Origin of the sequence: Streptomyces sp. NPDC026206 (assembly GCF_040638465.1) — a bacterium.
Lineage (GTDB): Bacteria > Actinomycetota > Actinomycetes > Streptomycetales > Streptomycetaceae > Streptomyces.
In genome coordinates this window covers 372350-393387 of record NZ_JBEZYL010000001.1, presented here as the reverse complement: position 1 = coordinate 393387, position 21038 = coordinate 372350, and the positions used below count along the sequence as shown (strand labels likewise).

Genomic DNA, 21038 nt, shown 5'->3' with positions numbered 1-21038 from the left:
GGGGATAATAATCAGCACATACCCGGTATAGGGGTCGGCCTATCTCCCGCCTGCGGCCCTGTCCGTCACGGATGCCGCATTCGGCGTAGGCGATGTGCGCTCCAGGCGCATGAGCCGCAGGTCAGCGGGTGCGAGGGGGCGCGGAGCCGGCCTCGGCGAGCAGCCGGGCGGCCACCGCCACGGCGGGGCGGTCCTGCTCGAGCCAGTCGACCTCGCCGACGCGGTCGGGGGTGAGCCAGCGCAGTTCGTCGTGGTCCTCGAGGGGGCGGGCCTCGCCCGCCAGCAGCCGCGCCGTCCAGACCTGGAGGACGTACGGGGGCTTCAGGGGCCACTCACCGTCGATCCGCTCCAGCGGCTCGGCCTCGATGCCGAGCTCCTCGCGCAGCTCCCGCACGAGCGCCTCCCGGGGCGACTCACCGGGCTCCATCTTGCCGCCGGGCAGCTCCCAGCGCCCTGCCAGCTCGGGCGGGGCGCTGCGCCGCGCGGCCAGCAGCCGACCCTGGTGGAACACCGCTCCGCCCACCACCACACGCACCGTCGTCATGAGGGGCAAGCCTACGGCCCGGCCGGAGCGCGGCGGACCCAGGACGGCACCGGCCCGGGACGGCACCGGCCCGGGACGGCACCGGCCCGGGACGGCACCGGGCCCGGGTGGGCGGCGCCCGGGGCACACACCCGGGGATGCGGTGCGCCTTCGCGCGCCGGCCTCCCCGGGAAGCGGCTAGGAGACGGTGCGGCCGACCCTCTCGACCGTGTAGAGCTGCTGGTGCCCGTGGGCGTCCAGCCGGTCGGCCACGCGCTCGGCTTCCGTTCTCGTGGCGTAGCGCCCGACGCGGTAGCGGTTGCCGTTCTCGTCCTGGCGGATCACCAGCCAGGGCAGGACCGGTCCGGTGTCAGTCATCGTTCCTGCCCTTCCGCCGTCGCCGCGCGCACCGGCGCACGCCCTTCGGTGACCTCCGAAGAAACCGCAGTCCGCATATGCCCGAGCGTACGCCCGACCTTTACGCAGCGGATACGGTTTTTCACGAAGAGGTACGCATTCGGCCACCCGTGAGGGTTACTTGGCCTGCGCGAGCTCCGCTTCCTGGGACTCCTCGGCCGCGTGCGCCTCCGTCATTTCCTTCTCGACCTGAACAAGCGTCGGGTTGCGCCACGCGCTGCGCACACCCCACATGTAGAAGGCGAGTGCGATCAGGACAACGACGACGATGTCCCAGCCCTGGGCGAGGTAGCCCTTGCCGCCGAACTCGGTGCCGCCGGCCCACGAGACGAACGCCATGACCAGAAGGTAGGTCACCATCCAGGCACCGGCCTGCAGGTGCGGCTTCAGCTCGGCCCACGGCTTGCGCAGCTCGTACCAGGCCCAGATGGGCAGGCCGATGGCCATGATGAAGATGACCTTGCCCGTCAGCGGCCAGCGGGCCCAGTACATGACCAGGGAGCCGAAGATCATCGCGATGGGGGCGATAACCGGCATGGCCTTCAGCTTGACCGGGCGCTTCATGTCGGGCGCGATGCGGCGCAGCGACATCACGGCGACCGGGCCGGTGATGTACGAGATGACGGTGGCGACACCGACGATCTCGGCGATCGAGCCCCAGCCGCGGAAGACGGCCAGGAAGATGAAGGAGATCGCCAGGTTGAGCAGCAGGGCCGGCTTCGGCACACCGGTCTTCGGGTCGACCTTGCCGAAGATCTTCGGCAGGTGGCCGTTCTCCTGAACGCCGTGGATCATGCGCGAGGTGGTGGCCGCGTAGATCATGCCGGTGCCGGACGGGGAGACGAAGGCGTCCGCGTAGAGCAGCAGCGCGAGCCAGTTCAGGCCCCAGGCGACGGAGAGGTCCGCGAGCGGGGACTTGTAGGCCAGCGCGTTCCAGCCGCCGGACAGGTCCGCCGCCGGGACGGCCATCAGGAAGGCGATCTGCAGGGCGATGTAGATGACCAGCGCGATCAGGATCGAGCCGATGACGGCCTTCGGCAGCGACTTGCCGGGGTTACGGGCCTCGGCGGCCATGTTCAGCGGCGACTGGAAGCCGTTGAAGGCCCAGACGATGCCGGCGACGGCGACGGCGCTGAAGACGGCGCTCCAGCCGTTGGGCGCGAAACCGCCGTGGTCGGTGACGTTGCTGGTGTCGAAGTGCGCGAAGATCAGCGCGCCCGCGGTCAGCACCGGCACGACGACCTTGAACACGGTGATCGCGTTGTTCGTCTTGGCGAACAGGGTGATCGCGAACCAGTTCAGGAAGAAGTAGAAGACCACCAGCACGCTGGCGGCGGCGAGACCGGTGCCCGTGAGCTCCTTGCCGTCGAACAGGCGCTCGGCCCAGTCGAACTTCCAGGAGCTCATGTACTGGATGGAAGCGGTCGCCTCACCGGGAATGACGGAGACGATCGCGATCCAGTTGGCCCAGGCGGCCATGTAACCGGCCAGCGAGCCGTGCGAGAACTGCCCGAACCGGACCATGCCGCCGGCCTTCGGGAACATCGAGCCGAGCTCGGTGTAGGTGAGGGCGATGGTCAGCGCGACGACGGCGCCGATGACCCAGGAAAAGATGGCGGCCGGACCGGCCAGCACGGCGGCACGCTCAGCACCGAACAGCCAGCCGGAGCCGATGATCGACCCGAGCCCGACGGCGGTCAGAGCCGTCGTGCCGAGGGTCCGGCGGTAATTCGAGTGGGAACCCTGTTCGGTGCTCAAACCCCGGATCTCCTTTTCTCTCTGCTCCCTCACGGGCGGAATACAAACCGCGCCATCGTACGAGCGATTTGGACGAGTTGGTTCCGCCAAAAGCCTCTGACCAGGGCCTATGTGAGGTTTGCAACATCGAAGTCGCCCACTTGATAACTGGGCGTAGCGGGGCAAAGCGCACAGTTTCTACCCGCTGGTACGGACCAGCGGGTGGGGGTTCCGGGCGGCGCAGAACTGACTTCCGGGTCAGTTCATGTGCGGCTCACGGCTACTTCACCGGCAGGTGGTAAGCGACCCGGTAGCGCTCGGCGAGCATGACCACGTCGGCCGTCTCGACCGGACAGCCGCCCGCGCAGTACGTCCGGGAGACCACCACCACGCAGTGACCGGGCACCCCGCCGAGGGCGAGGGTCTCCTCGGCCAGCCCGGGGCGCGCGCCGACCTCCTCGGTGACGTTGTCGACGATCAGGTCGATGGCGGCCATCCGCTCGACCACGCCGCGCCCGGCCAGCGGCCCCTCCTCCGGCAGCATCACGGGCGTACGGCCCGTGAGCGCCAGGGGCTCCCAGGAGGTGGAGAGCATGCAGGGCTCGCCCGCGGACCGGAAGAGGTAGTCGGTGCGCATCACCCGGTCGCCGCGCGCGATGCGCAGCCGCCGGGCGGTGGCGGCGTCGGCCACGCTCTGCTCGCTGCGGGACTCCCAGGTGCCCTTGACCCGGTCGTCGGCCTGCTCCTGCCGGAAGGGCGTGGATTCGCCCACAGCCCGGTACCCCGTACGCACCACGGCGCGCGGCACGGGCTGCTCCCGCACGTACGTCCCGGACCCGGAGCGGCCCTCGACGAGCCCCTCGGCCATCAGGACCTTGCGGGCCTCCAGGGCCACGGTGTCGGAGACGCCGTACTGCTCCCGGATGCGCGCCTGGGAGGGGAGCCGGGTGTGCGGCGGCAGCTCGCCGGCGACGATTTTCTGGCGGAGATCGCCGGCGACGCGAAGGTATGCGGGCTGGTCACCGAAGGCCACGTCCACTCCCAAGGGGTTGACAGTCCGCAACAGCTTGGCAACCGTAGGTTGCGATCCGCAACTCTAGGCCAAGGAATCACTGGATGTGGTGAATCGCAGCTCAGGACCGCGTAGTTGAGATCCATCGGCACATGCGCCAAGCACTCACCGGCGGCAAACCCGCAACTATGCACCGGCCCCTCCATCCCGACAAGCTCACCACGAGCAGCGATGAGCCAGGGATACGAGGCCTGATGTCGACGATGACGTACGGCTCCGCCTGCTCGCCTTGAGAATCCGCCTGCTCGCCTTGAGAAGGCGAGAGCCGCCAAGGAGATGGCCACCGTGGTGATCTGGACCGATCAGTCGCTCATGGCCGGATGCTAGGTGGGTGGCCTGTGACGGCGCGGTAAGTTGCCGAAAACCTCCGGCCGGGATCATTGGCTCTCCAGCTTGAGCTGCGGGCCGCTACCGTGAAGCCATGACCGCACTGCCCGACTGGATGCGCCCGCCGCGCGTGCACAAGTACGCAGAGGCCGGCATCCCGCACTACTGGTGCATCGAGGACGAGGACGGGGCACCCGTCGTCCACGTCTACGAGCTCGACGAACCCACTGGCGCATACGCGCCCGCCGGGATCTTCCGGGGCACGCTCCAGCGCCCGGTGCCTTTCGAAGTCAGCCTGGACCTCGACAAGCTCACGCCGCCCCGAAGGAGCTGAAAAGTCAGCACCAAGTCGGCACAGAAATGCAGAAGGGGGTCGGACTCGTCAGGGTCCAACCCCTTCTGACCTGCACGTGAACATGCGGTAACGGGACGACTACACGTTGAAGCGGAACTCCACGACGTCGCCGTCCGCCATCACGTAGTCCTTGCCCTCCATGCGCGCCTTGCCGGCGGCACGGGCCTCGGCGACGGAGCCGGTGGCGACCAGGTCCTCGAAGGAGATGACCTCGGCCTTGATGAAGCCCTTCTGGAAGTCGGTGTGGATCACACCGGCCGCCTCGGGGGCCGTGGCGCCCTTCTTGATGGTCCAGGCGCGCGTCTCCTTGGGACCGGCCGTGAGGTAGGTCTGCAGGCCCAGGGTGGCGAAGCCGACGCGGCCCAGGGTGGCCAGGCCGGGCTCGTCCTGGCCCATGGACTGCAGCAGCTCCAGCGCCTCGTCGTCGTCCAGCTCGATGAGCTCGGACTCGATCTTGGCGTTGAGGAAGATGGCCTCGGCCGGGGCGACCAGCGCACGCTGCTCGTTCTTGAAGTCCTCGTCGACCAGCTCGTCCTCGTCCACGTTGAAGACGTAGAGGAAGGGCTTGGTGGTGAGCAGGTGCAGCTCGTGCAGGAGGTCACCGCGCTCGGTGCCCTTGGTGATGCCCGCCGAGAACAGCGTCTGGCCGGACTCCAGGATGCCCTTGGCCTCCTCGACGGCTGCGAGGACGGCGACCTTCTCCTTCTGCAGGCGCGACTCCTTGGTCAGGCGCGGGACCGCCTTCTCCACCGACTGCAGGTCCGCGAGGATCAGCTCGGTGTTGATGGTCTCGATGTCGTCCTTGGGCGAGACCTTGCCGTCGACGTGGACGACGTTCTCGTCCCTGAACGCGCGGATGACCTGGCAGATGGCGTCCGACTCGCGGATGTTCGCGAGGAACTTGTTGCCCAGGCCCTCACCCTCGGAGGCGCCCCGCACGATGCCGGCGATGTCGACGAAGTCGACCGTGGCGGGGAGGATCTTCTGCGAGCCGAAGATCTCCGCGAGCCTGGCCAGGCGGGGGTCCGGGACGCCGACGACGCCCACGTTGGGCTCGATCGTGGCGAACGGGTAGTTGGCCGCCAGCACGTCGTTCTTGGTCAGGGCGTTGAACAGGGTCGACTTGCCGACATTCGGCAGGCCGACGATTCCGATCGTGAGCGACACGTGGCGACTTCCCGTTGTTCCCGTAGTAGCGAGGGTTCCGCGCCCCGTGACGCGCCCGGTCATCCAGTCTACGGGTCCCGCCCGCACACCGGCCCCGGACGGACGATTCCTCGAACACATGGCCAAGGTGGCTCAAACGGCGTGTCCAACGCCGGATTCCTGCTCCCCGCCCGCCTAGTTTGGTCGGGTGGAGCAACCCAGCACGCGTATCCCCCAGCGCAAGGTCCGCCGCGGGTCCCCCGTGCCCCGTCCCGCCGCGCCCGTCGGGCAACGCGAGGGGGGCGCCTTCCGGCGGGCGCGCCCCGGCCGCTCCGGCCCGCCTGCCGGCCGCCTGCCGGCCCTGCGCCTGACCGGGCTGGGCAGCGGGCTCCTCACATCGCTGGCCATGCTCTCGATCGGCGCCGGGGACTCCGCGCTGCTGGGCGGCAACGCCCAGGTGTACGGGGTGTTCTTCGTGCTCGCCAGTGCGGCCTGCGCCCTGTGGGTGCGGCCGGCGGATCTGATGACCGCGCCCGTGAGCGTGCCGATCGCCTTCGCCGTGGGGGCGGTGCCTCTCAGCGACGGCACGAACGGCTTCGGCGGCCGGGTGATGAGCCTGGTCACGCTGCTGTCGCTGAACGCCGGATGGCTCTACGCGGGCACACTGCTCGCCGCACTGATCGCGCTGGTGCGAAGGATCATGCTGATCAGGACGCGCAGACGAGCGCGGATCCAGCTGCGGAAGCAGCCATCGCGGCCCCCACGATCCCCGCGTTGTTCTCCAGCTGAGCGGGGACGATTTCGGCGCTGACGCCCTCGATCAGCGGCAGGAACTTCTCCGCCTTGCGGCTGACGCCGCCGCCGATCACAAACAGCTCGGGCGAGAAGAGCATCTCCACATGAGCCAGGTACCGCCCGACCCGCTTGGCCCAGCGGCCCCAGCTGAGGTCCTCGGCTTCCTTGGCCCGGGTCGAGGCGCGGGTCTCCGCGTCGTGGCCGTGCAGCTCCAGATGGCCCAGCTCGGTGTTGGGCACCAGCCTGCCGCCGGTGAAGACCGCGCTGCCGATGCCCGTGCCGAAGGTCAGCACGACGACCGTCCCCGTGCGGCCCCGGCCGGCCCCGAACGTCACCTCGGCCAGCCCGGCCGCGTCCGCGTCGTTCAGCAGGGTCACCGGCGCACCGATCAGTCCGCCGAGCAGCTCGGCGGCGTCCCGGCCGATCCAGTCCTTGTCGACATTGGCGGCCGTACGGATCCGGTTGCCGACGACCACGCCGGGGAACGTCGCCCCGACCGGCCCGGACGGCCGGCCGAAGTGCGCGACCACCTGACGGACGCAGTCGGCGACCGCATCCGGGGTGGCCGGATGCGGAGTGAGCACCTTGAAGCGCTCCTCCGCGATCTCGCCGCGCTCCAGGTCCACCGGAGCGCCCTTGATGCCCGATCCGCCGATGTCCACGCCGAATACGTTCATACCGCCACGCTACGGGGTGGCCGTGGCCGTCACCCCTCGGAAGGGGCAACCAGTCCGGCGGCTTCCGCACGCAGGTCGCGGCGCAGCTCCTTGGGCAGCGAGAAGGTGATGGACTCCTCGGCGGCCGTGACCACCTCGACGTCCTCGTAGCCACGCTGCGCGAGCCACTCCAGCACGCCCTGGACGAGGATCTCCGGCACCGAGGCGCCCGAGGTCACACCGACCGTGGAGACGCCCTCCAGCCAGGCCTCGTCGAGCTCCTCGGCGTAGTCGACGAGGTAGGAGGCGCGCGCACCGGCGCCCAGGGCCACCTCGACCAGGCGGACGGAGTTCGAGGAGTTCTTGGAGCCGACGACGATGACGAGGTCGGCCTCGGCGCCCATCTGCTTGACGGCGATCTGGCGGTTCTGCGTGGCGTAGCAGATGTCGTCGCTGGGCGGGGACATCAGGTTGGGGAAGCGGCCCTTGAGGGCGTCGACCGTCTCCATCGTCTCGTCCACCGACAGGGTGGTCTGCGACAGCCACACGACCTTGTCCGGGTCGCGCACCTCGACGTCGGCCACGTCGTCCGGCCCGTCGACGATCGTGATGTGCTCGGGCGCCTCACCGCTGGTGCCGACGACCTCCTCATGGCCCTCATGACCGATGAGGAGGATGTCGTAGTCCTCGTTGGCGAAGCGGACGGCTTCCTTGTGGACCTTGGTGACCAGCGGGCACGTGGCGTCGATGGTGGCGAGCTTGCCGCGCGCGGCCTCCTCGTGCACGACCGGGGCGACGCCGTGCGCGGAGAAGATGACGATGTTGCCCTCCGGCACCTCCTCCGTCTCGTCGACGAAGATCGCGCCCTTCTTCTCCAGCGTCTTGACCACGTACTTGTTGTGGACGATCTCGTGCCGTACGTAGACGGGGGCACCGTACTGCTCGAGCGCCTTCTCGACGGCGATCACGGCACGGTCCACGCCCGCGCAATAACCACGAGGGGCAGCGAGGAGGACTTTACGGGCGGGCGTAGCAGTCATGCCGTCCATCGTAAGGGCCCCGCCCCACCGGCGTGGCCCGGCCGCCGCCCGGTGCGGCGGCCGAATACTGGCCGCATGACGGCACCGGCCCCCACAGGCGGCGACGGTTCCCTGCGCCGCGCGCTCTCCTTCCGTGACCTGGTCGTCTACGGCCTGCTGTTCATCGCCCCCATGGCACCGGTCGGCGTCTTCGGCACGCTCGACGCGAAGTCGCACGGGGCGGTCGCGCTGGTCTACGTCGTGGCGACGGCCGCGATGGCCTTCACTGCCTGCTCGTACGCGCAGATGGTGCGGGTCGCTCCGCAGGCCGGCTCGGTCTACACCTACGCGCGGGTGGGGCTGGGCGACGGGGCGGGCTTCATCGCCGGGTGGATGGCGATGCTCGACTACCTGCTGATCCCGGCGGTCGCGTACCTCTTCTCCGGCATCGCGATGCACGCGCTGGTACCGGCCGTCTCCCCATGGGTGTGGACGGCGATCGCGGTGGTCGCGACCACCGGTCTGAACCTGTGGGGCGTCCGGGCCGCCGCACTGGCCGGCTTCCTGGTACTGGCCCTGGAGATCGCCGTCCTGCTGGTCTTCGTCGTCGCGGCGGCCGTCGCACTCACCGGGAACGGGGCCCGGCGCGGGTGGCTGTCGCCGCTGACCGGGGAGGGCGGCTTCGACCTGGCGGCAGTCATGGGGGCGGTGTCCGTGGCGGTGCTGTCGTACCTGGGCTTCGACGCGATCGCCGCCTTCGCGGAGGAGTCGGCGGGCGGCTCCGGGAAGGTGGCCCGGGCGGTCATCGCATGCCTGGCCGTGGCAGGCGTGCTGTTCGTCCTCCAGACGTACCTGGCCGCGCTGCTGGCACCGATGTCCCCGGCGGAACTGGCGGCGAAGCCGGCGGGCCAGGGCCCGGCCTTCTACGACACGGTCGACTCGGCGACCGGCACGTGGCTGCACGACCTGGTGGCGGCCGGCAAGGCGATCGGCGCGGCCTTCGCGGCCCTGGCCGGACAGGCGGCAGCGGGCCGGCTCCTCTTCGCGATGGCCCGCGACCGCCGGCTGCCCGTCCTTCTCGCGAAGGTGGACCCGGGCTCCGGCGCGCCGCGCCCCGCACTCCTGGGGGCGGCGACGGTCACGCTGGTGGCGGCGGTATGGGCGGCGCGCCGCGACGACGGCCTGGACCGGCTGGTCTCGGTGGTCGACGTGGGGGCCCTCTGCGCCTTCAGCCTGCTGCATCTTTCGGTGATCGGGTGGTTCGGGGTCCGCGAGCGCGCGGAGCGCGTGGGCGTCGTCCGGCACGTGCTGGTGCCAGTGCTGGGGCTGGCGGTGGTGATCGCGGTGATCGTCGAGGCGTCGTGGACGGCACAGCTGGTCGGTGCGGTGTGGCTGGCCGCCGGCCTGACGGTCCTGGCCGCGCAGTGCCTGCGGCGGCGGCTGCGGCTGCGGCTGCCGCGCGGGCCGGGCTGACCTGCCGTGCCGCGCGCCGCTGCGGGTCGATCCCACCGGAACCGTGGACGGAACGGTCACCCGTGCCACGTACGCACCGTCGGCGGCCCAGGCCCTTGGGCGGAACCGTCACCCGTGCCGGGTCAGCGCCCATCGGCGGCCCGCGGGGCCGTGGGCGGCCCGCCGCTCCGCGGCGGGTCGATCCCACCCGCCCGCCCGTTACTGGAACGGCGGACGGAACCGTCACCGGTGCCACGTACGCGCCATCGGCGGCGAACCGGCCGTGGGCAGGCAGCCCGCCCGTTACCGGAACCGCGGACAGAACAGCCACCGATGCCACGCACGCACCATCAACAGCGAACCGGCCCGCGGACGGACAGCCCGCCCGTTACTGGAACCGCGGACAGAACCGCCACCCATGCCACGCACGCACCACCGACAGCAAACCGGCCCGCAGGCAGGCAGGCAGCCCACCCGCTACCGGAACCGCGGACGCGGGCAGCGGGCAGCCGCTCCGCGGCGCGGGATCCCGCCCGCCCGTCGGCGGGGGACCGGCCCGCGGCGGGTGATCCGGACCGCTCGCCCGTCGGCGGTGGACCGGCCGGAGGGGCCGGGGTGGGGTGGGCCCTGGCAGGGGCGTCAGGGTTATTTGCGGCGGCTTTCCGGGCAACTCCTGCGTTGGGCTCGGCCGTAAATAATCCAGCCCCAGAAGGGCCCACCCCACCCCGGCCCCGCCCCACCACGGGTGTCAGCGCCCACCACTAGGCTCGCCCCCATGGCCGCCAACACCTCCCCCGACGCCCCCCTCCCCGTCGGCCAGGTCTCCCGCCTCATCGGCGGCTGGATCGACCGGCTCGGCGCGATCTGGGTCGAGGGGCAGATCACCCAGCTCTCCCGTCGCCCTGGTGCCGGAGTCGTCTTCCTGACCCTGCGCGACCCCTCACACGACATCTCGCTCTCGGTCACCTGCTACCGCACCGTCTTCGACCGCGTCGCCGACGTCGTCTCCGAGGGCGCCCGCGTCGTCGTCCTCGCCAAACCCGAGTGGTACGCCCCGCGCGGCCAGCTGTCGCTGCGGGCCACCGAGATCCGGCCGGTCGGCGTCGGCGAGCTGCTGGCGCGCCTGGAGCAGCTGAAGAAGGCCCTGGCGGCCGAGGGCCTGTTCGCCGACGGGCGCAAGCGTGCCCTGCCGTTTCTGCCCCAGCTCATCGGCCTGGTCTGCGGCCGCGCCTCCGCCGCCGAGCGCGACGTACTGGAGAACGCCCGCCACCGCTGGCCCGCCGTCCGCTTCGAGGTCCGCAATGTCCCCGTCCAGGGCGTGCACGCGGTGCCGTCCGTCGTGGAGGCCGTCAAGGAGCTCGACGACCACCCCGACGTGGATGTGATCATCGTGGCGCGCGGCGGCGGCAGCGTGGAGGACCTGCTGCCGTTCTCCGACGAACAACTCATCCGCACGGTGGCCGACTGCCGGACACCCGTCGTGTCCGCGATCGGGCACGAGCCGGACACCCCGCTGCTCGATCTGGTCGCCGACCTGCGCGCCTCCACACCCACCGACGCCGCGAAGCGGGTCGTACCGGACGTCGGCGAGGAGCTGACGCGCGTACGGCATCTGCGCGACCGGGCCCTGCGCTGCGTCACCGCGCATCTGGAGCGCGAGGAGCGCGGCCTGGCGGCGGCGCGGGCACGGCCCTGCATGGAGCGGCCGCAGCGGATGGTGGACGAGCGCGAGGAGCAGATCGCCGCCCTCACGGCGCGCAGCCGCCGCACGCTGGGGCACCTGCTGGACCGGGCCGTCTCCGAGCTGTCGCACACCCACGCGCGCGTGGTCGCGCTGTCCCCGGCGGCGACGCTGCGCCGCGGTTACGCCGTACTGCAGCACGCGGACGGGTCCGTGGTGCGGGCGGCGGACGAGGTCACGGCGGAGGAGGAGCTGCGGGCACGGGTGGCGGAGGGCGAGTTCGCGGTGCGGGCCGTTGTCACACCGCCCGCCTAGGCTGTGGGCCATGGCGACGACAATGGACGCGGATGCGGCGGATGCGCCGGGCTACGAGCAGGCGCGGGACGAGCTGATCGACGTGGTGCGCCGGCTGGAGGCCGGTGGTACGACGCTTGAGGAGTCGCTGGCCCTGTGGGAGCGCGGCGAGGATCTGGCGAAGGTGTGCCGCCGCTGGCTGGACGGAGCCCGGGCCAGGCTGGACGCAGCGTTGGCGGAGGAAGAGGGCGCGGAAGACCGGGACTCCGGCGGAAGCCAGTAAAGACGGGCTCACCGCGCCACCGCGCCACCGGCATCACGCTCAGGCCGCCCCCCTCCCCACACACACCACACACCACACTCACAAAGCACCCACCCTTGTGAGGTACGTCTCCCACGCCCCCAATTTAGTTGAAAATTCATACACCTCGTCCCTACAGTGGTGCCATGACTCTCGCCCTTGACACCGCCGCCCAGGACCTTCTCTTCCGTGAGGCCCACACGGCCAACGCCTTCACCGACGAGCCCGTCTCCGACGAGCAGGTCCAGGCGATCTACGAGCTGATCAAGCTCGCCCCCACCGCGTTCAACCAGTCGCCGCTGCGCATCGTGCTGGTCCGCTCCGCGGAGGCCCGCGAGCGCCTGGTCGCGCACATGGCCGAGGGCAACCAGGCCAAGACGCGCACCGCGCCGCTGGTCGCGATCCTCGCTGCGGACAACGAGTTCCACGAGGAGCTGCCGTCGCTGCTCCCGCACTTCCCGCAGGCCAAGGAGCTCTTCTTCAGCGAGCGCCCGGTTCGTGAGCAGGCCGCCGCGACGAACGCGACGCTGCAGGCCGGCTACTTCATCCTCGGCATCCGCGCCGCCGGCCTGGCCGCCGGCCCGATGACCGGCTTCGACTTCGCGGGCGTCCAGAAGGAGTTCCTGGACGGCGACCACACCCCGCTGATGGTCGTCAACATCGGCAAGCCGGCCGAGGACGCCTTCTACCCGCGCTCGCCGCGCCTGTCCTACGACCAGGCCGTCACGACCGTCTGATCAACCAAGCCGTCACGACAGTCACGACACGAACGTCACGTCACGTCAGTCACGACGCTCACGACCGTCTGCTGCCCTACCCCCCCGGGGCGGCAGACCCGCCTGTCCGCCCTCCCCCCGGCGGACAGGCCCCGGCCGCCGTGCTCAGCCCGAGGTGTCCGCCTTTCCGGCGTCCGCCTTCCGGGCCTTGAGCGCGGCGGCCATTTCCGTCAGCCGCTCGTACGACGCGGTCCCCGTGACCACGGTCGTCACGCCGCTCTCCTCACGCACCAGGGCGTTGTACTTCGGTCCCTCGTAGCGCTGCCAGGTGGCGCCGGCCACCTGCTCCGCCTTCCCGGTCTTCTCCGCACGCCGGCTGACGTTGTCGATGAAGGACCGGGCCGGGCCGTCGCTCTGCTCCACGGCCACGTACTGCGTCTGCGGGTCGAGGAAGCCCAGGTGCCACTCCGAGCCCTCCCTGCCGTGCGCCTTGTACGAGACCGAGGTCGCCCGCCAGTCGCCGCCCAGGCCCTCGGGGGCGGCCACGGCGTACGGCGCCGCGCGCCGGGCCGTGTCCAGCTCCACCCGGTAGTTCACCGTCCGGATCGGGTCCTTGCTCTCGTCGTGCGGGATGAAGAGGTAACTGAGCCCCGCAACGGGGACGATCACCGCCATCGACAGCAGCATGTTCCGAATCGTCTGCGTCTTGCCGTTCCTACCTGCCACGCCCCCATCGTCCCCCATGCCCTGATGGATCTTGACGCCGACCTTCACGCAGGCGAAACGCCCCCACGTGCACCCCTACCTGCGCCCCTACCTGCGCCCCTGCCTGCCACCTCCGCACCGACCTGCACGCCGCTCATGCGTGGGGCGCCCTGCTCACTCTGGCAATGAACCGATAAAGTCATGAGCACCCTCACCCTCCTGGCCCACTCGGGGAAGGAGGGGCCCCACGGCCGTTGCCGTACAGAAAGGTGCCCCCCGATGAGCGACCATCACTTGCCGTCCCAGCTCGAGGTCAGCCCGGAGGCACCCGACCGCAACCTGGCGCTCGAGCTCGTCCGGGTCACCGAGGCGGGCGCCATGGCGTCGGGCCGCTGGGTGGGCCGCGGCGACAAGAACGGCGCGGACGGCGCGGCCGTGCGGGCCATGCGCGCGCTGATCCACACCGTGTCGATGAACGGTGTCGTCGTCATCGGCGAGGGCGAGAAGGACAACGCCCCCATGCTCTACAACGGTGAGCGCGTGGGCGACGGCACCGGCGCGGAGTGTGACGTCGCCGTGGACCCCGTGGACGGCACCACGCTGACCGCCAAGGGCATGGCCAACGCCGTGTCCGTGATGGCCGTCGCCGAGCGCGGCACCATGTTCGACCCGTCCGCGGTCTTCTACATGGACAAGCTCGTCACCGGTCCCGAGGCCGCCGACTTCGTCGACATCGACGCTCCCGTCGGCGTCAACATCCGCCGCATCGCCAAGGCGAAGCGTTCCTCCCCCGAGGACGTTACGGTGGTCGTCCTGGACCGCCCCCGTCACGACGGCCTCGTCAAGGACATCCGCGAGGCGGGCGCCCGCATCAAGTTCATCTCCGACGGCGACGTGGCGGGCGCGATCATGGCTGCCCGCGAGGGCACCGGCGTGGATCTGCTGCTGGGTATCGGCGGCACGCCGGAGGGCATCATCGCGGCCTGCGCGATGAAGTGCCTCGGCGGCACCATTCAGGCCAAGCTGTGGCCGAAGGACGACGAGGAGCGGCAGCGCGCCCTCGACGCCGGCCACGAACTGGGCCGCGTCCTGCACACCGAGGACCTGGTCAGCGGCGAGAACGTGTTCTTCGTGGCGACCGGCATCACCGACGGCGAGCTGTTGCGCGGCGTGCGCTACCGGGGTGAGACCGCCACCACGCAGTCGCTGGTCATGCGGTCCAAGTCGGGCACGATCCGCCTGATCGACTCCGAGCACCGGCTGTCGAAGCTGCGCGCCTACAGCTCGGTCGACTTCGAGCGCCCCAGCTGACGCACCCCGGCCGGCCCCAGCTGACGCACCCCGGCCGGCGCACCGGCGCACGGCATATCAGGCACCACAGCACACCACTCACAGCACACAGCAATGGGCCGGGCCCCGCCGTCTCACGGCGGGGCCCGGCCCATTGGTAGCGATCGTGTGGCAACGATCGTGGTGGCAGCCATCGTGGTGGCAGCGATCGTGATCGACAAGCCTGACAAGACACAGGACAGACAAGCCCGGCAAACCGCAGCGGACTCAGCCCGCCGCGGCGATACGCGTGGCGCGTTGCAGCTCCGCCTCGCGCCGCCGGCGGCGGGCGAGCACGACCCGGCGCTCGGCAGCGGTGAGCCCGCCCCAGACGCCGTACGGCTCCGGCTGGAGCAGCGCGTGCTCCCGGCACTCGACCATGACCGGACAACGGGCGCAGACGCGCTTGGCGGCCTCCTCACGCGAAAGCCGGGCGGCCGTGGGTTCCTTTGATGGTGCGAAGAAGAGCCCGGCTTCATCCCGGCGGCACACCGCCTCCGAATGCCAGGGGCCGGCCTGTTCCCGAGCGGAAATCCGCTGGGACGGTACGGCGGCTTCCTGCAGGGGCTGATGCGGTAGCAGCACGGTCCACTCCTGACGACGGCTTTGCTTGGCCGATTGAGTCACCTTTGCCCGCCTCGACATGCACGGCCATTCGCACCCGCAGCCGTACGAGAGACGATGCACCAAGCTTTACCCGCTGTGCGCGAGCTTATTCACACCGTTGCCATGAGCGGAATGCCGTCGGTTTCCGTGGCGCTGCGGTCAGTTGGCCGCGCGGAGGTTCTTCAGCCGCTTGCCCCGCTTCGTCCGCGCCTCGACGCCGCCGAAGACGGCGAAGCCCGTGACCACGACAACAGGCGCCTCCGGGTCCCCGGCCTCGCGCGTCTTGACGTCGAAGCCACCGAAGACGCCGGTGCCCGTGCAGCGCACGGAGATGTTCTCCGGGACCTTGATGTCGACGCCTCCGAAGGCGGCGAAGGCGTTGATGACGATCTCCCGCTGCTCGAAGACGGCTTCGGTGAGGTCGATCTCCACCCCGCCGAACAGCGCGAACGCGTTGGTGCGCGGCCGCACTCGCCAGCGGCCCTTGCGGGCCGCGCCGCCGAAGACGGCGATCAGGTTCTCGGCCTCGCTCACGGCGGGGCGCACGGAAGCGTCGTACGGGCGCACAGAGGCGGAACCGGCCGTCCCGGGGCGTCCCGTGGGCAGATCGCGCACCAGCGGCTCCAGCTCGCCGTGCGTCCTGGCCTCGTAGGCCGCCCCGACCCGCTCGGCGTGCTCCTCGGCGGTGAGCCGCCCCTCCGCCAGCGCCTCGCGCAGGATCTCGGCGGTCCGGTCGCGGTCGGCGTCCGAGGCGCGCAGCGCGGGCCCGGCGCCCGGGTCCGGGCTCTTGGTCAGCGACACTCGTTCCATCGACACTCGTTCCAGCGACACTCGTTCCATCGACACTCGTTCTTCGCGTGATGACTTGTCCACAGCGTCCACACCGAGCAGCGTAGCCAAACGCGATAGATCGCGATAGCGGGCCGCATCGCGTCACGTACTGAGCCTTACCTCACAAACTCACCGGCCGCCGGGCGGCCTACCCTGGTTGACGCCGCCGAGGAAGCCGGCAACACCATCCGCAGAGTGAGGGAAACGCCGCGATGTCTGCCCAGTCCGCCCGCTCAGAGTTCGCCTACACGGACCTCCTGCCCCTGGGCGAGGACGACACTCCGTACCGTCTGGTCACCTCCGAGGGCGTGTCCACCTTCGAGGCCGACGGCCGCACCTTCCTGAAGGTGGAGCCCGAGGCGCTGCGGAAGCTGGCCGCCGAGGCGATGCACGACATCTCTCACTACCTGCGCCCGGCGCACCTCGCCCAGCTGCGCAAGATCCTCGACGACCCCGAGGCCTCCGCCAACGACCGCTTCGTCGCCCTGGACCTGCTGAAGAACGCCAACATCGCCGCCGCCGGCGTGCTGCCGATGTGCCAGGACACCGGCACGGCGATCGTCATGGGCAAGCGCGGCCAGAACGTGCTGACCGAGGGCGGCGACGAGAAGGCCCTCTCGCACGGCATCTTCGACGCGTACACCGAGCTGAACCTGCGCTACTCGCAGATGGCCCCGCTGACCATGTGGGACGAGAAGAACACCGGCTCCAACCTGCCCGCGCAGATCGAGCTCTACGCGGCCGACGGCGGCGCGTACAAGTTCCTCTTCATGGCCAAGGGCGGCGGCTCGGCCAACAAGTCCTTCCTCTACCAGGAGACGAAGGCAGTCCTCAACGAGGCCTCCATGATGAAGTTCCTGGAGGAGAAGATCCGTTCGCTGGGCACCGCCGCGTGCCCGCCGTACCACCTGGCGATCGTCGTCGGCGGTACGAGCGCGGAGTTCGCCCTGAAGACCGCCAAGTACGCCTCCGCGCACTACCTCGACGAGCTGCCCGAGGAGGGCTCCCCGCTCGGGCACGGCTTCCGGGACAAGGACCTGGAGGAGAAGGTCTTCGAGCTGACGCAGAAGATCGGCATCGGCGCCCAGTTCGGCGGCAAGTACTTCTGCCACGACGTCCGCGTCGTCCGCCTGCCGCGCCACGGCGCGTCGCTGCCCGTCGCCATCGCCGTGTCCTGCTCGGCCGACCGCCAGGCCGTCGCGAAGATCACCGCTGAGGGCGTCTTCCTGGAGCAGCTGGAGACGGACCCGGCGCGCTTCCTGCCGGAGACCACCGACGAGCACCTGTCCGACGAGGGCGTGGTGCGGATCGACCTCAACCGTCCCATGGACGACATCCTCGCCGAGCTGACCAAGTACCCGGTCAAGACCCGACTCTCCCTGACCGGCCCGCTCGTCGTCGCCCGCGACATCGCACACGCGAAGATCAAGGAGCGGCTGGACGCGGGCGAGGAGATGCCGCAGTACCTCAAGGACCACCCGGTCTACTACGCCGGCCCGGCCAAGACCCCCGAGGGCTACGCCTCGGGCTCCTTCGGCCCGACGACGGCCGGCCGCATGGACTCCTACGTCGAGCAGTTCCAGGCCGCGGGCGGCTCCAAGGTCATGCTCGCCAAGGGCAACCGCAGCAAGCAGGTCACGGACGCCTGTGACACGCACGGCGGCTTCTACCTCGGCTCGATCGGTGGCCCGGCGGCCCGCCTCGCGCAGGATTGCATCAAGAAGGTCGAGGTCGTCGAGTACGAGGAGCTCGGCATGGAGGCGGTCTGGAAGATCGAGGTCGAGGATTTCCCGGCGTTCATCGTCGTGGACGACAAGGGCAACGACTTCTTCGTCGACCCGGCGCCGGCGCCGACGTTCATGAGCATTCCGGTGCGGCAGCAGTAGCCCTGCGGGGCTTTCCCCTCCCCGCCCCTTCCCGAAACCGGGGCTCCGCCCCAGACCCCCTTTGTCCTCAAACGCCGGACGGGCTTGCTTTTGCCCGGACCGGCGCGAATTTCAGCCCGTCCGGCGTTTGAGGACCGGGGTCCGGGGCGGAGCCCCGGGGCTAGGACGCGAAGCGCTGACCCGCCGAGCCGTCGCACTTCTGCAGGCGCAGCGGGTCCTTCGCCGACGCCAGCGTCAGGCACAGGTCCTGCGCCGCCGCCGGCCGGAGGCCGGCACCGCTCCGCACGAACTGCTGATTCGCGCCACCGTGGCAGTTCCACAGCGCGACCGCCGTGCCCGCGCGATACGCGCCCCCCGGCACGTCCACGCACCGGTCATGCGTCAGCGCACTGTGCAGGGACTTCCGCCCTGCGTCGTACCACCACTGCTGGTTGCGGCTCCCGCCGCACGGCCAGCCCCCCACCTGCGTCCCATTGGCGGAGGCCGCCCCGTACGCGTCGACGCACGTCCCGGTCGCCTCGCTCTTCAGCGGCCGGTACGCCTCGTCCCAGCCGCCCTGGTACAGCACCGGCTGCCCGGTGCTCGCCGGGTCGGCGCAGCCGGCCTCGCGGTAGCCGGACCCGTAGAGCTGGGTGAGGCAGGACGCGAAGGCGGCGTGGCCGCGGGCGTTGGGGTGGAAGGACTGCCGTACGGAGTTCTCGTTCGGCGGGATGGGATTGGTCAGGTCGATGTAGAGGCCCCGGGCCCAGGCGTCCTCCATGCACACCTCGTGACCGTGGAAGAGGCGGGAGTTGTCGAGGAAGTGGGCGCCGGTGCTGCGCGCCACCCGGGCCATGCCGCGCTCGAAGGCGGGGACGGCGGTGTTGCGGCCCCAGGCGGAGTCCGAGGTGTGGCCCACGCAGCCGCCGGGGATCTTGCCGGGGAAGGCGGGGTTGTCCTCGAAGTCGGGGCCGATGGGGCTCGGGTAGCCCATGATGACGAGCTTGTAGTCGCCGTCGGCGTAGCCCGCGTCCGTCATGACCTTGCGCAGGTCCCGTACGGTCTGTTCGACCTTGGGCACCAGGGCGTCGACGCGGGACTGCCAGCCCGGGGCGTACTTCGGCTCGCAGGGCCCCTGGAGCGTCAGGTAGCGGGTGACGCAGTCGGTCATGACGGGGCCGAACTGGAGGTCGTCGTTGGCTCCGGCGACCAGCAGCACCATCTTGACGCGCGTGTTGCGGGCCTTGACGGCGAGGTTGTCGCTCTGGACGAGCTCGTCCGCGTACTGCTTGCTGCCGCCGATGCGGATGTTGCCGGTGGCGGCGCCGGAGCAGGCGACGTTGTACGTCACGTCGGCGGGGATGGTGGTGCGGTGGATGGCGGCGTCGGGCGAGCGGTGGCACCAGTTGGTGGGGCCGTTCGTGCCCGGTTCGTAACGGCCGACGCCCTCGCCGGATATTTCGCTGTCGCCCAGGGAGACCAGCGAGGTCTTGCGCTCCTGGAGCGGGCGCTGGGCGCTGTCGCCGTAGAGCCCGGCCGCCTCGGTGGCGCGAATTCTCTCCAGCTCGGGGGACAGGGGGGTGACGGTGGCGGCCGTGGCGCGGGGCGCGGCGTGGGCGGCGGGGCCGGTGGTGGCCGCTGTGCCCAGTGCGGCGGCGAAGGCCGCGAGGGCGGCGAGGGAACAGCGCAGGGTGGGTCTGCGTGTCATGAAGCCTCCACGAGTTCAGTTGTTACTCGCGGTATTTACTAGTCGGTAGCGGCTTTTGGGAACAGGGGGAACGAGACAAACGCTGTGTTTGTCAGGAGGTAGAAGACGATGACCGACAGTGGGCAGTACCGGATCGAACACGACTCGATGGGAGAGGTGCGGGTGCCCTCCCACGCGAAGTGGCGGGCCCAGACCCAGCGCGCCGTGGAGAACTTCCCCATCAGCGGGCAGGGCCTGGAGCGCGCGCACATCGAGGCGCTGGGCCGGATCAAGGCCGCCGCGGCGAAGGTCAACGCCGGCCTGGGCGTGATCGACGAGGACGTCGCGGCCGCCATCGGCGCCGCCGCCCACGAGGTCGTCGAAGGCCGCTGGGACGAGCACTTCCCCATCGACGTCTTCCAGACCGGCTCCGGCACGTCCTCGAACATGAACGCCAACGAGGTCATCGCGACCCTCGCCACCGAGCGGCTCGGCCGGCCGGTCCACCCCAACGACCACGTCAACGCCAGCCAGTCGTCGAACGACGTCTTCCCCTCCTCCATCCACATCGCGGCCACCGCCGCCGTCACCGGTGACCTCATCCCGGCGCTCGACCACCTCGCCGCCGCCCTGGAGCGCAAGGCCGAGGAGTTCGCGACGGTCGTGAAGTCCGGCCGCACGCACCTGATGGACGCCACGCCCGTCACCCTCGGCCAGGAATTCGGCGGTTACGCCGCCCAGGTCCGCTACGGCACCGAGCGGCTGCGCTCCTCGCTGCCCCGGCTCGCCGAACTCCCCCTGGGCGGTACGGCCGTGGGCACGGGCATCAACACCCCGCCCGGTTTCTCGGGCGCCGTCATCGCCGAGATCGCCCGGACCACCGGGCTGCCGCTGACCGAGGCCCGCGACCACTTCGAGGCGCAGGGCGCGCGCGACGGCCTGGTGGAGACCAGCGGCCAGCTGCGCACCGTCGCCGTCGGCCTCACCAAGATCGCAAACGATCTGCGCTGGATGGGCTCCGGCCCGCGCACCGGCCTCGGCGAGATCAACCTGCCCGACCTCCAGCCGGGCTCCTCGATCATGCCGGGCAAGGTCAACCCGGTCATCTGCGAGGCCGTCCTGATGGTCGCCGCCCAGGTCACCGGCAATGACGCGACCGTCGCCACGGCCGGGGCCGCCGGCAACTTCGAGCTCAATGTGATGCTCCCGGTGATGGCGAAGAACCTGCTGGAGTCCGTACGGCTGCTCGCCAACGCCTCCCGGCTGCTGGCCGACCGCACGGTCGACGGCATCACCGCCAACGTCGAGCGGGCCCGCGAGTACGCCGAGTCCTCCCCCTCCGTCGTCACTCCACTCAACCGGTACATCGGCTACGAGGAGGCCGCGAAGGTGGCCAAGAAGTCCCTTGCCGAACGGAAGACCATCCGCGAGGTCGTCCTCGAATCGGGTTATGTGGACCGTGGGCTGCTGACGAGGGAGCAGCTCGACGAGGCCCTGGACGTCCTGCGCATGACGCGCCCGTAA

Annotated in this window: 19 protein-coding genes and 1 pseudogene; 9 read left to right on the top strand and 11 right to left on the bottom strand. The window is 70.4% G+C overall.

The genetic code is table 11. The features are described from left to right. Positions 1 to 121: 121 nt before the first annotated feature. From AB0F13_RS01850 to AB0F13_RS01835, 4 genes are all read right to left on the bottom strand, one after another. A complete protein-coding gene (locus tag AB0F13_RS01850; RefSeq protein WP_362073485.1) occupies positions 122 to 544 on the bottom strand; it encodes a (deoxy)nucleoside triphosphate pyrophosphohydrolase in 423 nt (140 codons plus the stop codon). Between the two features lie 177 nt (positions 545 to 721). Beyond that, the gene (locus tag AB0F13_RS01845) at positions 722 to 901 is read right to left on the bottom strand and encodes an SPOR domain-containing protein (RefSeq protein WP_362073482.1); all 180 of its coding nucleotides are present in this window, start codon (positions 899 to 901) and stop codon (positions 722 to 724) included. Positions 902 to 1057: 156 nt separating this feature from the next. Then, positions 1058 to 2698 (bottom strand): APC family permease, encoded by a 1641-nt coding sequence (locus tag AB0F13_RS01840; RefSeq protein WP_362073479.1) that lies wholly within the window; start codon positions 2696 to 2698, stop codon positions 1058 to 1060. Positions 2699 to 2957: 259 nt separating this feature from the next. Continuing rightward, a complete protein-coding gene (locus AB0F13_RS01835; protein ID WP_362074452.1) occupies positions 2958 to 3710 on the bottom strand; it encodes a GntR family transcriptional regulator in 753 nt (250 codons plus the stop codon). A 493-nt stretch (positions 3711 to 4203) separates the two neighbouring features. On the opposite strand from AB0F13_RS01835, the pseudogene AB0F13_RS01830 reads away from it, so the two are divergent. After that, a pseudogene (locus tag AB0F13_RS01830) lies at positions 4204 to 4410 on the top strand (Uma2 family endonuclease); the annotation flags it as partial. 99 nt (positions 4411 to 4509) lie between these two features. Here AB0F13_RS01830 and ychF read toward each other — a convergent pair. Continuing rightward, positions 4510 to 5598: a redox-regulated ATPase YchF gene (gene ychF / locus AB0F13_RS01825; RefSeq protein WP_362073476.1), complete on the bottom strand. Its 1089-nt coding sequence runs from the start codon at positions 5596 to 5598 to the stop codon at positions 4510 to 4512. Between the two features lie 187 nt (positions 5599 to 5785). Here ychF and AB0F13_RS01820 point away from each other — a divergent pair, with 187 nt between their 5' ends. Continuing rightward, positions 5786 to 6388, top strand: a complete 603-nt coding sequence (locus AB0F13_RS01820; RefSeq protein ID WP_362073473.1) for a DUF6542 domain-containing protein — start codon at positions 5786 to 5788, stop codon at positions 6386 to 6388. Here the strand turns inward: AB0F13_RS01820 and ppgK are convergent. Both ppgK and AB0F13_RS01810 read right to left on the bottom strand, forming a co-directional pair. Next, complete coding sequence (gene ppgK / locus AB0F13_RS01815) at positions 6285 to 7049, bottom strand: polyphosphate--glucose phosphotransferase (protein WP_362073471.1); 765 nt, start codon at positions 7047 to 7049, stop codon at positions 6285 to 6287. The genes AB0F13_RS01820 and ppgK overlap by 104 nt on opposite strands. 29 nt (positions 7050 to 7078) lie before the next feature. Next, the gene (locus AB0F13_RS01810) at positions 7079 to 8077 is read right to left on the bottom strand and encodes a 4-hydroxy-3-methylbut-2-enyl diphosphate reductase (protein WP_362073468.1); all 999 of its coding nucleotides are present in this window, start codon (positions 8075 to 8077) and stop codon (positions 7079 to 7081) included. Positions 8078 to 8143: 66 nt separating this feature from the next. Between AB0F13_RS01810 and AB0F13_RS01805 the strand changes: the two genes are divergently transcribed. The 4 genes from AB0F13_RS01805 to AB0F13_RS01790 all read left to right on the top strand — a co-directional run bounded on the left by AB0F13_RS01805 (position 8144) and on the right by AB0F13_RS01790 (position 12512). After that, positions 8144 to 9520, top strand: coding sequence for an APC family permease (locus AB0F13_RS01805; RefSeq protein ID WP_362073465.1), 1377 nt, complete (start codon positions 8144 to 8146; stop codon positions 9518 to 9520). A 754-nt stretch (positions 9521 to 10274) separates the two neighbouring features. Continuing rightward, positions 10275 to 11495, top strand: a complete 1221-nt coding sequence (gene xseA / locus AB0F13_RS01800; protein WP_362073462.1) for an exodeoxyribonuclease VII large subunit — start codon at positions 10275 to 10277, stop codon at positions 11493 to 11495. Between the two features lie 10 nt (positions 11496 to 11505). Continuing rightward, positions 11506 to 11757 (top strand): exodeoxyribonuclease VII small subunit, encoded by a 252-nt coding sequence (locus AB0F13_RS01795; protein WP_362073459.1) that lies wholly within the window; start codon positions 11506 to 11508, stop codon positions 11755 to 11757. Positions 11758 to 11921: 164 nt separating this feature from the next. Continuing rightward, the gene (locus AB0F13_RS01790) at positions 11922 to 12512 is read left to right on the top strand and encodes a malonic semialdehyde reductase (RefSeq protein WP_362073456.1); all 591 of its coding nucleotides are present in this window, start codon (positions 11922 to 11924) and stop codon (positions 12510 to 12512) included. Between the two features lie 144 nt (positions 12513 to 12656). Here the strand turns inward: AB0F13_RS01790 and AB0F13_RS01785 are convergent, their stop codons facing one another. Continuing rightward, positions 12657 to 13217, bottom strand: coding sequence for a DUF4245 domain-containing protein (locus AB0F13_RS01785; RefSeq protein WP_362073453.1), 561 nt, complete (start codon positions 13215 to 13217; stop codon positions 12657 to 12659). A 258-nt stretch (positions 13218 to 13475) separates the two neighbouring features. On the opposite strand from AB0F13_RS01785, the gene glpX reads away from it, so the two are divergent. Continuing rightward, entirely contained in the window at positions 13476 to 14507 is a 1032-nt protein-coding gene (gene glpX, locus AB0F13_RS01780) for a class II fructose-bisphosphatase (protein WP_362073450.1), read from the top strand. A gap of 246 nt (positions 14508 to 14753) precedes the next feature. Here glpX and AB0F13_RS01775 read toward each other — a convergent pair whose 3' ends face one another. Together AB0F13_RS01775 and AB0F13_RS01770 are read right to left on the bottom strand one after the other, a co-directional pair. Next, complete coding sequence (locus AB0F13_RS01775; RefSeq protein ID WP_045932326.1) at positions 14754 to 15110, bottom strand: WhiB family transcriptional regulator; 357 nt, start codon at positions 15108 to 15110, stop codon at positions 14754 to 14756. Between the two features lie 180 nt (positions 15111 to 15290). Beyond that, the gene (locus AB0F13_RS01770; RefSeq protein WP_362073446.1) at positions 15291 to 15941 is read right to left on the bottom strand and encodes a DUF1707 domain-containing protein; all 651 of its coding nucleotides are present in this window, start codon (positions 15939 to 15941) and stop codon (positions 15291 to 15293) included. A 233-nt stretch (positions 15942 to 16174) separates the two neighbouring features. Here AB0F13_RS01770 and AB0F13_RS01765 point away from each other — a divergent pair, with 233 nt between their 5' ends. Next, complete coding sequence (locus AB0F13_RS01765) at positions 16175 to 17848, top strand: fumarate hydratase (protein WP_362073443.1); 1674 nt, start codon at positions 16175 to 16177, stop codon at positions 17846 to 17848. Positions 17849 to 18008: 160 nt separating this feature from the next. On the opposite strand, the gene AB0F13_RS01760 is transcribed toward AB0F13_RS01765, so the two are convergent. Beyond that, positions 18009 to 19535 carry a ricin-type beta-trefoil lectin domain protein gene (locus AB0F13_RS01760; RefSeq protein WP_362073440.1) on the bottom strand — a complete coding sequence of 509 codons (1527 nt, stop codon included), beginning with the start codon at positions 19533 to 19535 and terminating at the stop codon, positions 18009 to 18011. 108 nt (positions 19536 to 19643) lie between these two features. Between AB0F13_RS01760 and AB0F13_RS01755 the strand changes: the two genes are divergently transcribed. After that, the gene (locus AB0F13_RS01755) at positions 19644 to 21038 is read left to right on the top strand and encodes a class II fumarate hydratase (protein ID WP_362073437.1); all 1395 of its coding nucleotides are present in this window, start codon (positions 19644 to 19646) and stop codon (positions 21036 to 21038) included.